Annotated in this window: 14 protein-coding genes and 1 pseudogene; all 15 read left to right on the top strand. The window is 58.0% G+C overall.

Translation table 11 applies throughout. From position 1 onward, the window contains the following. On the top strand, positions 1–965 hold a 965-nt coding region (gene miaB / locus RT018_RS08930), incomplete at its 5' end, for a tRNA (N6-isopentenyl adenosine(37)-C2)-methylthiotransferase MiaB (protein WP_312941164.1). Positions 966–1,012: 47 nt separating this feature from the next. Further along, positions 1,013–1,843 carry an MBL fold metallo-hydrolase gene (locus RT018_RS08935; protein WP_312941166.1) on the top strand — a complete coding sequence of 277 codons (831 nt, stop codon included), beginning with the start codon at positions 1,013–1,015 and terminating at the stop codon, positions 1,841–1,843. Positions 1,844–1,927: 84 nt separating this feature from the next. Continuing rightward, positions 1,928–4,531, top strand: coding sequence for a DNA mismatch repair protein MutS (mutS, locus tag RT018_RS08940; RefSeq protein ID WP_312941168.1), 2,604 nt, complete (start codon positions 1,928–1,930; stop codon positions 4,529–4,531). 32 nt (positions 4,532–4,563) lie between these two features. Further along, the gene (locus tag RT018_RS08945) at positions 4,564–5,274 is read left to right on the top strand and encodes a type II CAAX endopeptidase family protein (protein WP_312941170.1); all 711 of its coding nucleotides are present in this window, start codon (positions 4,564–4,566) and stop codon (positions 5,272–5,274) included. A gap of 25 nt (positions 5,275–5,299) precedes the next feature. Continuing rightward, positions 5,300–7,381: a DNA mismatch repair endonuclease MutL gene (mutL, locus tag RT018_RS08950; protein WP_312941171.1), complete on the top strand. Its 2,082-nt coding sequence runs from the start codon at positions 5,300–5,302 to the stop codon at positions 7,379–7,381. A gap of 18 nt (positions 7,382–7,399) precedes the next feature. Then, on the top strand, positions 7,400–7,579 hold the full coding sequence (locus tag RT018_RS08955) for a DUF6440 family protein (protein WP_312941173.1): 180 nt from the start codon (positions 7,400–7,402) through the stop codon (positions 7,577–7,579). A gap of 1 nt (position 7,580) precedes the next feature. Next, positions 7,581–8,525 carry a tRNA (adenosine(37)-N6)-dimethylallyltransferase MiaA gene (gene miaA, locus RT018_RS08960; protein WP_312941175.1) on the top strand — a complete coding sequence of 315 codons (945 nt, stop codon included), beginning with the start codon at positions 7,581–7,583 and terminating at the stop codon, positions 8,523–8,525. A 59-nt stretch (positions 8,526–8,584) separates the two neighbouring features. Further along, on the top strand, positions 8,585–8,809 hold the full coding sequence (gene hfq, locus RT018_RS08965) for an RNA chaperone Hfq (RefSeq protein WP_312941176.1): 225 nt from the start codon (positions 8,585–8,587) through the stop codon (positions 8,807–8,809). A gap of 51 nt (positions 8,810–8,860) precedes the next feature. After that, positions 8,861–10,147, top strand: coding sequence for an HlyD family efflux transporter periplasmic adaptor subunit (locus RT018_RS08970; protein WP_312941177.1), 1,287 nt, complete (start codon positions 8,861–8,863; stop codon positions 10,145–10,147). 16 nt (positions 10,148–10,163) lie between these two features. Continuing rightward, positions 10,164–10,880, top strand: coding sequence for a YggS family pyridoxal phosphate-dependent enzyme (locus RT018_RS08975; RefSeq protein ID WP_312941179.1), 717 nt, complete (start codon positions 10,164–10,166; stop codon positions 10,878–10,880). Continuing rightward, positions 10,877–11,317, top strand: a complete 441-nt coding sequence (locus RT018_RS08980) for a cell division protein SepF (protein ID WP_312941180.1) — start codon at positions 10,877–10,879, stop codon at positions 11,315–11,317. The genes RT018_RS08975 and RT018_RS08980 overlap by 4 nt, the downstream gene beginning before the upstream one ends. 75 nt (positions 11,318–11,392) lie before the next feature. Continuing rightward, on the top strand, positions 11,393–12,208 hold the full coding sequence (locus RT018_RS08985) for a DivIVA domain-containing protein (RefSeq protein ID WP_312941182.1): 816 nt from the start codon (positions 11,393–11,395) through the stop codon (positions 12,206–12,208). 207 nt (positions 12,209–12,415) lie between these two features. Further along, positions 12,416–13,300 (top strand): HAD family hydrolase, encoded by an 885-nt coding sequence (locus tag RT018_RS08990; RefSeq protein ID WP_312941184.1) that lies wholly within the window; start codon positions 12,416–12,418, stop codon positions 13,298–13,300. A 228-nt stretch (positions 13,301–13,528) separates the two neighbouring features. Next, positions 13,529–14,206 (top strand): helix-turn-helix transcriptional regulator, encoded by a 678-nt coding sequence (locus tag RT018_RS08995; RefSeq protein WP_312941185.1) that lies wholly within the window; start codon positions 13,529–13,531, stop codon positions 14,204–14,206. 4 nt (positions 14,207–14,210) lie between these two features. Further along, a pseudogene (locus RT018_RS09000) lies at positions 14,211–14,843 on the top strand (MBOAT family protein); the annotation flags it as partial.

Here is a 14,843-nt window from a genome sequence, read left to right on the forward strand (position 1 = left end):
AGTCTCACGGGCGGGTGTTCGCCGTGGAGGATGAAGTCGGCAGCATTGCCGAGGGGCTTCCCACCCTCCGTCAGGAGGGGGCAAAGGCCTGGGTTTCCATTATGTACGGGTGCAACAATTTCTGTTCGTACTGCATCGTGCCCTACGTCCGGGGCCGGGAGCGCAGCCGCAGCCGGGACGCGGTTTTGGCCGAAGTACGTGAGTTAGTGGAGGCCGGGTACAAGGAAATTACCCTTCTTGGTCAAAACGTAAATTCCTACGGAAACGACCTTGGCAACGGATATGACTTTGCAGACCTGCTCTGCGACATCGACCAGATTCCCGGGGACTATCTCATCCGCTTCATGTCCAGCCATCCCAAGGACGCGACGCACAAATTGTTTGACGTTATGGCCCGGTGCCCCCACGTTGCAAAGCAGCTTCACCTTCCCTTCCAGTCCGGCAACAACCGGGTTCTGAAAGAAATGAACCGGCGATATACCCGGGAGCAATATCTGGAGGAAATCAACTATGCCAAGGCGAAAATGCCCAATCTAGTGCTTACCAGCGACGTGATTATCGGCTTTCCTGGCGAGACGGAGGCGGAGGCCATGGAAACCGTGTCTCTGGTGGAGGACGTGGGCTTTGACGCCCTGTTTACCTTTATTTACAGTCCCCGCCCCGGCACGAAGGCAGCCGAGCTGCCCGACCCGGTGCCCCGCAGCGAAAAGCAGAAGTGGTTTGACCGGTTGCTGGAGGTGCAAAACGCCAAGTCCGCCGCCGCCCACGCCGCTTACGTGGGGAAAATCGAGCGGGTTTTGGTGGACGGGGAAAGCGGCGATGACACGTTCCCCCTCTCCTCTCGGACAGAAGGAAACCGTCTGGTGCGGATCAAGGGAGACAAGGCCCTCATCGGGACCTTTACGGATGTCAAAATCACCGACAGCAACACTTGGGCACTTTATGGAGAGACGGTCACGGTTTGAATGTCGTCCACGGCTTCTTGCCGTGAGTTTTGAAAGGAGCCAATCTCATGAAGATTACAACCTTGCTGGAAAACACCTCCTGCCGCGCTGATGTGGTGCACGCCCACGGACTGAGCCAGTATGTAGAGATGAGCACCCATAAAATTCTTTTCGACATGGGTCCCGGTCCCGCCATTGTGGACAATGCCCGCGCGCTGGGGGTAGATTTAACCCTGGTGGACACCGCTGTGCTCTCCCACGCCCACGACGACCATTCCGGGGGCCTTGCCGCGTTTCTTTCCATCAACAAAACCGCGCAAGTCTATCTCAGTCGCGCGGCCATGGGCGACTATTACGCCATGGATTCTGGAAAAGCGCCAATATTCATCGGCGTTCCCGAAGAGGTCAAGATTTATGAGAACCGGCTGACGTTCACGGGGGACGAACTGGAGATTGACGATACGCTTCGGCTTTTCTCCGACGTTAAAACCACCGATTACCGTTCCCACGCCAACGATAAACTAAAAGAGAAGCAAGGCGAGGAATACGCCATGGATGCGTTCCGGCACGAGCAGAACCTTCTAATTTGCGAGGACGGCAAGGCCGTTTTGCTTGCGGGCTGCTCCCACCGGGGCGTTGTGAACATCCTGCGCCGGGCGGAGGAGCTTTTGGGCCGTTCGCCGGACGCAGTATTTGCCGGATTCCATTTGCACAATCCCGGCACCAACGAGACTGAGCCGCAGGAACTGGTAAAATCCGTGGGCCGGGAACTTTTGGCCCGGAAGAGTACGGTTTATTACACAGGCCACTGCACCGGGCAGGAAGCGTTTGCCATTTTGAAAGAGCAGATGGGCAATCGGCTTCACTATATGACCGGCGGCGGAACTGTGGTAATCTGATAGAACGAAAAATTTTACAGGCCTTGTCCCGCGTTAACGGGACTAATGGATTATAGCTTAGAAAGAGAATGAGGTGACCCATCCATGGCGGAATTGACCCCCATGATGAAGCAGTATTTGAAAATCAAAGAGCAAAACCCGGATTCAATTGTGTTCTTCCGTCTGGGGGACTTTTACGAGATGTTCGACAGCGACGCGCGCACCGCGTCAAAGGAGCTGAACCTGACTCTTACCAGCCGGGATAAGGACCCCAACAAGGCCCCCGAGGAACGGGTCCCCATGTGCGGAATCCCCTATCACTCCAGCGACGCGTACATCGCCCGGCTGATTGCCAAGGGCTACAAGGTGGCCATCTGCGAGCAGATGGAGGACCCCTCCACAGCCAAGGGCTTGGTGGAGCGGGGCATTATCCGGGTGGTCACGCCGGGAACGGTGATTGACGCGGCGTGTCTGGACGAGAAATCGGGCAATTTCCTCTGCGGAATTTACCTCGACTCCAAACACGCCGGCGCGGCCTTTTGCGACATGTCCACCGGGGAAACTCATGTCACGTCTTTTTCAGGGAAGGACCGGGCAGAGCACATTGTCAACGAGCTGGGCCGCTTCTCCCCCGCTGAGGCGGTGGTAAACGATGGGGCCTTTGCCGAGGAGTATTTGACGGAGGCTTTGCGGGGGAAATTTAACTGCCGGGTGGAAAACGGCGGAGAGGGCCGCTTTCTCCCCGGAGAAGCAGAGAAAAACATCCGCACCCAATTTGGCGAGAATGGTTGGCAGAGCCTGCCCACAGACAATCCCGCGGCGAGCATGGCGCTGGGCGGCCTTTTAAAGTATCTCTATGAAACGCAAAAAACGGACCTGAGCCACATCAATCGGCTGGATTATTACGAGCAAGGTCGGTTTATGGAGCTGGATTTAAGCTCTCGCAGAAATCTGGAGCTGACGGAGACGATGCGGGGCAAAGAGCGGCGTGGCAGCCTTTTGTGGGTGCTGGACAAGACGAAAACCTCCATGGGGGGACGGTGTCTACGGGGCTGGCTGGAGCGGCCCTTGCTCTCCGTCACCGCCATCAACAGCCGTCTTTCGGCCGTGGCCGCGCTGGTGGACAACACCATCGGCCGCGAGGAGCTGATTGCCGCTATGAGCGGGCTGGGGGATTTGGAGCGACTGATCGGCCGCATCACCTACGGCACCGCCGGCGGGCGGGACCTTACCGCCCTGCGCTGCGCCATTGAAAAGCTGCCCGACATTGCGGGCCACCTTTCCGCGTTTTCCGATCGGCGCCTGCGTGAACTTTCGGACCTTTTGGACCCGCTTGCGGATGTGGGGGCTCTCATTGCCGCCGCCATCTGCGACGAGCCACCCTTTTCCGTCCGGGAAGGGGGCTTCATCCGGGACGGATTTGACGCGGAGGTAGACCGGCTTCGCAGCGTGATGAACGGGGGCAAGGGATTGCTTGCGGACATTGAGGCCCGGGAGAAAGAAAAAACCGGCATTCGGACGCTGAAGGTCGGCTTCAACAAGGTATTCGGTTATTACCTCGAGGTCAGCAAGTCCATGATTGACAAGGTTCCCGACAGCTATATCCGCAAACAGACCACCACAAACGGAGAGCGATATGTCACACAGGAGCTAAAGGATTTGGAGCGGGAGATTCTCACCGCCTCAGAGCGGGTGACAGCGCTGGAATACCAGCTTTTTACCACGCTGCGGGAAAAAATCGTGGTTGAGGCCGCCCGCATTCAACAGACCGCGGCGGCCGCCGCGGAGCTGGACGCGCTGGGCTCTTTTGCAAGCGTCGCCGCGCGAAACGGCTATTGCCGTCCCCACGTAGACGAGTCGGGCGTGATTGAAGTTACGGGAGGGCGGCATCCCGTGGTCGAACAGGTGCTGAAAGACAGTCTGTTTGTCCCCAACGACACGTTTATGGGCGAGCATGAGCAGCGGGTGGCCATCATCACCGGCCCCAACATGGCGGGTAAATCCACCTATATGCGTCAGGTGGCCTTAATTGTGCTGCTGGCGCAAGTCGGTTCCTTTGTCCCCGCCGCCGCCGCCCGCATCGGCGTGGTGGACCGGATTTTCACCCGCATCGGCGCCAGCGACGATCTGGCGGCGGGCCAGTCCACCTTTATGGTGGAGATGACGGAGGTGGCGGACATTCTCCGCCACGCCACTCAAAAAAGTCTGCTGATTCTGGACGAAATCGGCCGGGGTACCTCCACCTTTGACGGCATGTCCATCGCCCGGGCAGTGGTGGAGCACTGCGCGGACCCCAAAAAACTTGGGGCCAAAACTTTGTTTGCCACCCACTATCACGAGCTGACGGAATTGGAGGACACGCTTCCCGGCGCTGTGAACTACAACATTGCCGTGAAAGCCCGGGGCGAGGATATTATCTTCCTGCGCAAAATCGTCCCCGGCGGGGCGGACCGAAGCTACGGTATTGAGGTTGCCAAACTGGCGGGGCTGCCCGACAAGGTGGTAACCCGGGCAAGAACCGTTTTGGAAGAACTGGAGGCAGAAAACGGCGTGCAGTACATAAAGCCCCGGCAGGAGGCTCCTCAAGTGTCTTTGGACGCGGTGGGCGAGGGCGAGGTTTTGGACACGCTGCGCCGCTGCCAGCCGGATACACTGACCCCCATTGAGGCCATGGGCCTTTTGTACGAACTGAAGCGCAAGCTGTCCTGACGACGCGCAAAAGACACGAAAAGGAGAACTACATGGCAAGACAGCGCACCAACGCAAATCTCTCTTCCGGGGAAGTAACGGGCGGTACGATTTTCTTTGTGATCTATCTGCTGGTTCTCCCCTTTGCAACAGACCCGCTGTTTCGGTTTGCAGAGCTGCTTTTGGACATCAATATCAGCTCCGGAATGCAAAGCGCCATCTATTATTACGTGCTGTTTGCCGTCACAGCGATGATTTTCCACGGCCTTTTGGGCCGTTCCACCCGGATGCTGGTGGACAACGCGTCTCTGGCCGCGAAAACTCTCGGCATAGGTCTTGTGGTGCTGTACGGCCTGAACGAGCTGGTCTATCGCCTGACCCACGCGCTGATAAACAACCAGACCAATCTGAACGACGTCAGCATTTCGGCCCGGATCGACACCGCCCCCTTGAGCACGTTGCTCATCGTGCTGTTTCTGGCCCCATTTGTGGAGGAATTTCTCTTCCGAGGGCTTGTTTTTGGCGGCCTGCGCAACCGCAGCCGCACGGTGGCCTATCTTGTCAGCAGCGTGTTGTTTGCATTTCTACACGTGTGGCAATATGCCTGGGGAAATCAGGACGCGGCCTATTTCTGGCTGATGCTTCAATATCTTGTGCCCGGTGCGGTGCTTGCCTGGGCCTATGACCATTCGGGAACCCTGTGGACTTCCGTAGCGCTGCATGGGCTGGCCAACGCGCTGAGCGTGCTGGTCTCGCGGCTTTAAGCGGACGAATTAGAAAGGCTTTGCTATGACAATTCCCCACATTCAACAACTGGACCCCCATGTGGCGGACCTGATTGCCGCCGGCGAGGTGGTGGAGCGGCCCGCCAGCGTGGTGAAGGAACTGGTGGAAAATGCCGTGGACGCGGGTGCCTCCGCCGTGACGGTGGAGCTGCAAAACGGCGGGATGCGCCTGATCCGCGTGACGGATGACGGCTGCGGAATCACCCGGGAAGAGCTTCCCACTGCGTTTTTGCGCCACGCCACCAGTAAGCTCCGCGCCGCGGAGGATTTAGCAGGCGTGGGCACGCTTGGTTTTCGAGGCGAGGCGCTGGCGGCCATCGCTTCGGTGAGCCGGGTGGAGATTTTCTCCTGCCGCCGGGGTGAAACCGGTGCATCCCTCCGTTTGGAGGGTGGCAAGGCCGAATCGGTACAGGACGCGGGGGTTCCGGAAGGGACCACCATCGCCGTCCGGGATTTGTTCTTCAACACTCCGGCTCGGCTGAAATTCATGAAAAAAGACAGTGCGGAAACCGCAGCGGTGAACGGCCTGATGCAACATCTGGCCCTGAGTCATCCCGAGATTTCCTTCCGCTTCATTAAGGACGGGACCGAGGCCCTCCACACCCCCGGCGACGGAAAGGCGGACTCTGCCATTTACGCCGCCCTTGGCCGGGAATTTGCCCGCACGCTTACCCCCGTGGAGGGCCGAGGCGGCGAAGTATCCGTCTCCGGTTTTGTGACAAAACCGCTTTTGGGCCGGGGCTCCCGCTCTATGCAGACGTTTTTTGTTAACGGACGGTTTATTAAGTCCCAGCTTCTCACCGCCGCGCTGGAGGAAGGATATCGCAATCAGTTGATGAAGGGGAAATTTCCTGGATGTGTGCTGCGGATTGACCTCCCGGTGACAGAAGTGGACGTGAACGTCCACCCTGCCAAAACCACCGTGAAATTTTCAAGGGACCGGGAGGTGTTCGACGCGGTGTATCACACCGTGCTGGACAGTCTGGCGGCGGACGGACTGCCGCAGGCGACGCCGCCCACACCGGAGGCAACGATAAATCCCCGGGGGGATTTTTACCAGACCATGGACGCAAAAGCCTTTCGTCACAGCGCCCTTTCCGGAGGCCGCAACACCGAAACCCAGTGGCGGCCCGCCGACCAGGCGCAAAGCCCGGAGAAAAAGCCATCCGTTTTTGCCGGATGGAACACGGAGCGGTCCGCCTCCATCCGCGTGGCTGACAGCGCCCGCGAAGCGTTTGCATACACGCCTTCCCGTCCGGTTGATCTTATCGTTCCTGTTTCCGGCGGCTTTGCCGCAACGGAGGAACCGTCGGGCGAGACTTGGAGTCCGCCGACACGAACGAAGGAGCGTGAAACCGAACAGCCCGTGCCCCCCTCCAAGGAAACACAACTCGCTTATCAGTCCGCCGATTCCGCGCCCGCAGAGCCACAGGAATCGGAGAAAAAACCCTTTGTCCCCGCCATTCCCATGGAGCAGGAGACTTTGACCCTGCCGGGAGAGCGGATGACCCAGGGCGGGCTGGAGGCTCCCTGGCGCATTGCGGGCGAAGTTTTAAAAACCTATATTGTCTGCGAGGACGAACACCAGAACGTGTGGCTGATTGACAAGCACGCCGCCCACGAACGGGTTAATTTTGACCGCCTGATGGCATCACAGCAGCCCCCTATGCGCCAAACTCTCATGCGCCCCGTTGCGGCGGAGCTGTCCCGGGAGGACTGTGCGCTGCTGCTGGAAAATCTTTCGCTGCTGGAATCTCTGGGCTTTACCTGCGAGGACTTTGGAGACGGGTCGATTCTTGTGCGGGAGGTCCCGGCAGATCTGGACGCAGCGGACATTCCCGCCACGCTGGAGGAGCTGGCGGAAAATCTGCGTGCTGGGCGCAGTCCCACGGAGAAGCGGCAGAATCTGCTGCACACCATCGCCTGTAAGTCCGCCATCAAGGCGGGCTGGGACAGCGATGAACGTGAGTTGCGGGCGCTGGTGGACAAGGTGCAATCCGGTGAGATTCAATACTGCCCTCACGGGCGGCCTGTGAAAGCACGGATGACCAAATACGAGCTTGAGAAAATGTTTAAACGGGCATAGGCAGAAAGGAGCAATTGTATGGCGAATCGTTTTGTAAAAATAGAGCGAGAGGGAACGCTCAACGGCAGTGAAATCTGGGTGGACCGGGAGACGGGCGTAAACTATTTCTTCCACTTCAGCGGGTCCGCCGCTGGGCTAACGCCTCTTTTGAGTGCCAACGGAACGCCCTTTGTCACTCCGCTGGGCCGGGAAGATTGATATGGGGGAAAAGCTCATCTGTGTGGTGGGCCCCACTGCCTGCGGAAAAACAAAACTGGGTATCCTGCTGGCCCAAAAATACAACGGAGAGGTTATCTCCTGCGACTCTATGCAGATTTATCGGGGCATGACCATTGGCACCGCCGCCCCCAAGCCGGAGGAGACGGAGGGAGTGCCCCATCACATGCTGGCCGTGGCAGACCCGGAAGAGAGCTGGTCCGCCGCCCGGTATGTCTCCGCCGCCACACCGATGGTGGAAGACATTTTGGCCCGGGGCAAGCGCCCTGTTTTGGTCGGCGGCACCGGGCTGTGGCTGGATGCGCTGCTGCGAGGCCACGACTTTGCCCCCGGCATGGCAGGCAGCGCGGTCCGTTCGGCGCTGGAAACCCGGCTGAAGCAGGACGGCATTGCCCCCCTTTTGGAAGAGTTGCGCCGTGTGGACCCCATTTCCGCCGAAAGACTTCACCCCGCCGACGAAAAGCGCATTCTCCGCGCATTGGAGGTCTTCCACGAAACAGGGCAGACCATCTCCGCTCACAACGCCGCCGAGCGGGCGCTTCCCCCCAGATTCGACGCGGTGAAAATCGGGCTGCGGTTTGCCGACCGGGCCGATATGAAGGCCCTGATTGACCGCCGGGTGGACGCCATGGTGGAAGCGGGGCTTTTAGACGAGGTGCGCGCGCTTTTGCGCCGGGGCCTCCCCCGCAGCGCCACCGCCATGCAAGCCATTGGCTATAAAGAGTTTGCCGGGGTTCTGGCAGGCGAAAAAACTGAGGGTGAGGCCGTGGAAGAGGTAAAGCTCCGTTCCCGGCAATACGCCAAGCGCCAGCTTACATGGCTGCGCCGTGACCCATCCGTCCATTGGATTGAATGGGAAAAAAACCGAGATTTTGTCCGCGCCATGCAGATTTCGACTGAAATTCTCTCCGAGGAGGGCTTATTCTAGGTCCAAGGCGGACAGAGAACGCTCAGTCCGCTTGAAAAAAAGAAAAGGAGCGGATACATATGCAGAACAAATCAAATTTGCAGGACATTTTTCTCACCAAGGCCCGCCGGGATCGAGTCCCCGTCACGATGTTTTTAATGAACGGCTTTCAGATGCGGGGAATTATCACAGGATTCGACTCTTTTGTCGTGGTTCTGGACTCCGAGGGCAAGCAGCAAGTGATTTACAAGCACGCCATTTCCACCATCGCCCCCGTGCGAACGGTGGACTTGAACGAGGAATAACTGGGCGGAGAAACACCGACACATCCCGCCCAAGAGACAAAGAAGGTACCTATGAAAAAACGCAACGCCCCGAAAATCGAATCCGTCAGAGGCCCGGAAGCGGAAGCGGCCGGGAAAAAGGGCGGGTCACTGGGCACCAAAACTTTGACGGTCTTGATTTTCTTGGCGGTTTTGACCTACTTTGGAATCAAGGTCTATGAGGCGTATGCCGACCCGTTGATTACCGCCGTGGCCTATTCCTATCAGGTGGAAGACACCATCTCCGTCACTGGCTTTCTGGTGCGGGACGAGCTGGTGCTGCCCGATTCCGGCGGCGGGTTGCTGCGGCTGACCCGATGGGAGGGCGAGCGGGTGGCCGCAGGCGGAAAGGTGGCGCAGATATATTCTGACCAAGCCTCCTTAGAACGCCAGACGGAGATTGACAAGCTTCAAACCCGTCTCGACCAGCTAAACTACGCGTCTGAGGCGGCCTCCGCCAGCGAAGCGGCGCTTCAACTGGACAGCCAGATCGCAGAAACACTTGTAACCATGCGCCGGGCCGTGGCCGCCGACCGGCTGGACACGGCCACAGGCAGCGTGTCCGAGCTGGAGGCGCTGGTCCTGCGCCGGGATTACACCTATACGGACGCGGAAGAGCTAAAGACTCAAACAGCGGAGCTGAAAAGCCAGCTCACTGCGCTGAAGGCACAGTCCGCCGGCTCCACCCGGACGGTAAAGGCCCCCAAAGCGGGACTATACTCCGCTGTGGTGGACGGCTATGAAACCGTTTTGACGCCCGCTGCGTTGGACACACTGACCCCCTCCGCCCTTGGCAGCCTTCAATCCTCAGGAACTAGCGGCGACTTAGGAAAGCTGGTGATGGGAGACACCTGGTACTTCGCGGCTGCTTTTTCCGCCGCCGACGCAAAAACCCTCGTTCCCGGCGCCACGCAGACACTGCGGTTTGCCAAAGGCGTCGACCGGGATTTGAGCGTCACCGTCCAGTCCGTCAGTCAGGCGGAAAACGGGCGGGTAGCCGTGGTATTTCGTGGGCGCTCTTATCTGGCGCAGCTCACACTCCTGCGCCGTCAGTCCGCTGACGTGATTCTCTCTTCCTATTCGGGCATCCGGATTCCTCAGCAGGCCATCCGGGTGGACAAAAACGGCACTGCCGGGGTTTACTGCATCGTGGGCGTGGAATCCTGCTTTAAGCCGGTGACGGTTCTATGGTCCGGGGACGACGATTACGCCGTGGTCCGCGCAGACGGGGTTGACAAAACCGCCCTGCGCCCAGGCGACGAGGTGATTCTTTCTGCCGAAGGGCTGGAGCATGGCACTGTGGTGAACTACGCTGGCTAGAGAAAGGAAGGCTTTTATGTCCATTGGAGAAAACGTTGCGCGCATACGCGCCGAAATTGCGGCCGCTGCCAAAGCCGTGGGGCGGGATCCGGCAGAGATTACGCTGGTTGGGGCCAGCAAAATGAATGACGCCGCAGCCTGCCGGGAGGCCATTGCCGCTGGGATCGACGCGCTGGGAGAAAACCGGGTACAGGAGCTTGTGTCCAAGCTGGCGGAAAACGCCTATGACGGCGCGCCTCTCCACTTTATCGGCCACTTGCAGCGCAACAAGGTGCGTCAGGTGGTGGGAAAGGTGGCGCTGATTCAGTCCGTAGGCTCCGACGCGCTGTTGGAGGAGATTGAAAAGCAGGCGGAAAAGCTGGGAATTGTGCAGGACATTCTTCTGGAGGTGAACGTGGGCGGCGAGGAGGCCAAAAGCGGCTATGACCCCGCGGATAGTTTCGCCGCCGCCCAAAAGGTGAAGGAGCTTGCCCATGTCCGGCTTCGGGGTCTGATGACAGTCCCCCCCATCGAAACAAAGCCCGGGGAGAATCTTGCAAATTTTGAAAAAGTAGACAGGCTTTATGTTGACATAAATCAAAAACTATATGATAATACACTCGATATATTGTCGATGGGGATGAGCGGGGACTATCTCGACGCCATCCGCGCCGGAGCCACTATGATCCGCGTAGGAACGGCCATCTTTGGCCACCGGGCGTACCCCGCCGCAAATCAGGAGGGAACAGTATGAGCCTTTTGGATGAACTGAAAAAGTGGACCCACCCTTATGAAGATGAGGACGAGGACTTTGAAGAATTTGACGGACCATCGCGCAGGGAAAGCTTGTTTGACGAGCGCAAGTCTTCCCGGGGGGAAGATCGCCACAACAAGGTGGTCAACATTCATGCCACGACGCAGTTGAAGGTGGTGCTGGTGAAGCCAGAGCGGTTTGAAAACGCTTCGGAAATTGCGGACCACCTGAAGGACAAGCGCACTGTGGTTCTGAATCTGGAGTCCACCAATAAGGACGTGGCCCGGCGGCTGATCGACTTCTTGTCCGGCGTTGCCTACGCCGGGGAAGGTAAGATCAAAAAGGTAGCAGCCAATACATATATCATTACGCCTTATCATGTGGACATTCAGGGAGATCTGATCGACGAGCTGGAAAACAACGGCCTTTATTTCTAAGGCCATCCACCCGGTGGGTCCGGGAGAAAAATCTATGAAACCGGCGTCCCCGCGGACGCGGAGGGGGTTATTGCATTGCTGACACCGCAGGAGGTTTCCGGCCATGCGTTTGCAAAGGCCGTGATGGGCGGCTATAACATGGCCATGGTGGACGAATTTCTGGACGAAGTGACCGACGATTACACCGCGCTGTATAAGGAAAACGCGGCATTGAAGGCAAAAATGAAGGTATTGGTTGAAAAGGTGGAGGATTACCGCGCCACGGAGGACTCCATGCGCGCCACCCTGCTCACCGCCCAGAAGATGGCCGATTCCATCGTCCGGGAGGCGGAAGCAAAGCGCGACCAAATGCTGCGGGACGGAGAAATTCAAGCGCAGGAGAAAATCGGGGCTTTGCGTGTGGAGGCGGAGGAGATGAAGGAGCGCCTTCGTCTCGGCCAGCGGGAACTGGCATCCTTCTCAGAACGGGTACGCAATCTATGCCGCCAGCAGATTCAGTTTTTAGAGCAGCTCCCGCAGGCGGAAGTAAACGCGCCGGCCCCGTCGGCTCCGGAAATTCCCGCCGGAGAAATTGAGGCCAACATTATGGGCTCTTTCCAGCAGGAGGACGCCGTCCCGACAGAAGCTCTGGTGGAGACTTTTACCGAGGAAACTGTGCCTGTTCAGGGGATGCCTTCCCAATCCGAACTGACGCAGCCCGAGGAAACGGCCCAGCCTGTGTCAGAACGCACGTTAGACCGTGCGGAACAGTCTGCCCCGACAGAAGAGGAAACGGGCGGCGAATTCCCCTATCCCGAGGGAAATCCCTTTGTCCCTATATCAGAAGTACCAACTAGAAAAATTGAGCTGGACGAGTTGAAATTCGGGCGGAATTACAGCCGATCCGAATAAGCCATCGGAAGCGGAGACGAGGGACCTTTGCCCTTCTCCGCTTCCCCGGCGATGGGTCCCACCGGGCGACGCTTTCGGCGGGAATTTTTCAGCCACGGGTACGGGTGAAGCGCACCAAGCCGTTCAGACCAAGGGGGCTTTTGAAAGCCGCCGGTTTTGGACGGTTTTGCCTTTTTGTGGGTTTCGTCCGGGAAAGGAAGGCCTCTTATGCAGCGGAAAACCAAGCCCATTGCGGCGTTTCTCTATGATTATGACAAAACCCTATGCACCACCGACATGCAGGACTACGCCTTTATTCCAAGCCTTGGTATGGCACCGGCGGAATTCTGGGAGCAGGCCAACCGCTTTGGCCGGGAAAACCGTATGGATGGGATTCTTGCCTATATGTACACCATGCTGCGGGAGGCAGAGCAGAAAAACCTGCCCTTTACCCGGGCGGAGCTGGTGGAAAAGGGCCGCAGCATTGTGCTGTTCCCTGGGGTGGAAGACTGGTTTTCCCGGGTGAATGCCTTCGGCAAGGAGCAGGGCGTGCAGGTAGAGCACTATGTCATCTCCTCGGGCCTGCGGGAAATTATTGAGGGTAGCTCCATCAGCGGGGCGTTCAAAGAGATTTACGCCAGCGAATTTTACTACGACGAGCAGGGTCACCCGGTCTGGCCGAAGCTTGCGGTGAATTTTACAGCCAAAACTCAGTTCGTCTATCGGATCAACAAGGGCGTTCTGGACGTGTCTAACGACCGGGATCTGAACGCCTCCATGCCCGATGACGGAAAGCGCGTCCCTTTTACAAATATGATCTATGTGGGAGACGGCCTTTCCGATGTGCCCTGCATGAAAATGATGCGGGCCTATGGCGGACAGGCCATTGCCGTGTATCAGGCGTCCAACCGGGCGGGAGTGGAGGACTTACTGGCCAAGGGTCGGGTGGACTTTATTTTCCCGGCGGACTACTCCCCCGGCACGGCGCTGGAGGAGACGGTGAAGAACATTCTGCGGCGCACGGCCATTACGGAGCAGTTGACGGAGGAAAACACGCAGCAGCTTCGTTCCGTCGGGCGGTGTGAGCTGCCGGAGCAGGCCTGTCTTTTTTAAGAGACGAATTTTCTTTACACGCTGTATAGTATCTGTTAAACTATACAGCGTGTAATTTTACGTCCATAGCTTGACAAAACTAAGGCGTGGGGTACGGGAGACTGCCTTACATCTTCCTCCGCGAATACGGGACCCCTGCTGGGTTTGGGCGTGGCGCGGATACAAATTCAGTTCCATTTTAGAGAGCAGATGATTCGACAGCGGATCAGCACGAAGGAGAGAGACATCATGAACACAGAGTTTTCAAGGACCCTGTCCCTTTTACGGCAGGAACGAGGCGTTTCTCAGCGTTTGGCTGCGGGAGAGCTGGGCATTTCTCAGGCCCTTTTGAGCCACTATGAAAACGGAGCACGGGAACCTGGCCTTGCATTTGTGGTGCGGGCCTGCGAATACTATCATGTGTCGGCGGACTTTTTGCTGGGCCGGACCCTCACACGAGAAGGAGGCGCGCTGACAGAGGATGATCTTATCAACATGGCGGATCAGGGAAATATTTTGCGGGGCAGCGTGCTGGCCACACTGCAATCCAAGCTGATCAGCGGCGCAGTGAGCGTTTTGTTTGACCTTTTGGGCAAGCTGAACGACAAAGACGCCGTGAATGAAGCGGCGCAGATGCTGGGGAGCGCCGTCTACATTCTCTTCCGCCGCCTCCACCGGGCAGGGGGTGGCAACGAGTCCATGTTTTCCGCCCCGGCGGAACTGGTGTCTATGGGCTTGCCCACTGCCGGAATGAAACTTGCGGAGACGCGGTACGCCCGCTCGCTGGAGACTTTGCGGGCTCAGCGGGCAGACTTTCCCGACACCACCGGCGAAACGCTGAGCAAAAGCTATCCCGGCAGCGGCCAGTGCATCACGCAGGTACTTCACAGCGCCGACGCAAGGACCGCCGCCCTTGTGAAAGAGTGAAGAAATGGGGTTTCAATCGCTGTCTTTTCTGCTGCTTCTGGCGCTGACGGCAGGTTTCTGTCCTCTGGCGGCAAAAAAAAGCAGACCGGCCGGAATCGCGTTGTTAACGCTTTTTTCCGTGATATTTTACCTTTGGGGACTGGGCGTTCACGCCATGCTTGGTCTTGCCATGCTGGTATTGGGAAGCCTTGTGACCTTTGCCGTGGCGCGGAGTTTTCTCTCTGCGGGAGAAACGCCGCGAAAGTGGACACTGTATATGGCGGCGGGGTGGCACATCACGGTGTTGCTGGGCTTTAAGTATCTTGGATTTTTCACAGGCGGAACCGTCTCTTTGGGCTGGGCACCGCTGGGATTGAGCTTTTTCACCTTTCAGCAGCTATGGTTTTTAAAGGAGATCGGCACCGGACAATTTTCCCTTTCGGACTCTGCGCAATTGCGGGGGAACGAGTTTGCGTTATTCTCTCTATTTTTCCCCACGGTGTCTTCCGGACCCATTCTGCGCTCGGGTGTTTTTTTTCCACAGCTTCAGAGTGAAAAATTTCTCCGCCCCGACTGGGATGACCGGGCGGCGGGCCTGTACGCCATCTCCTTCGGCATGGCGAAAAAAGTCCTGCTGGCGGATTCTCTGGGCGCGGTG

The sequence above is a fragment of the Oscillibacter sp. genome, from assembly GCF_032060045.1.
Lineage (GTDB): Bacteria > Bacillota > Clostridia > Oscillospirales > Oscillospiraceae > Oscillibacter.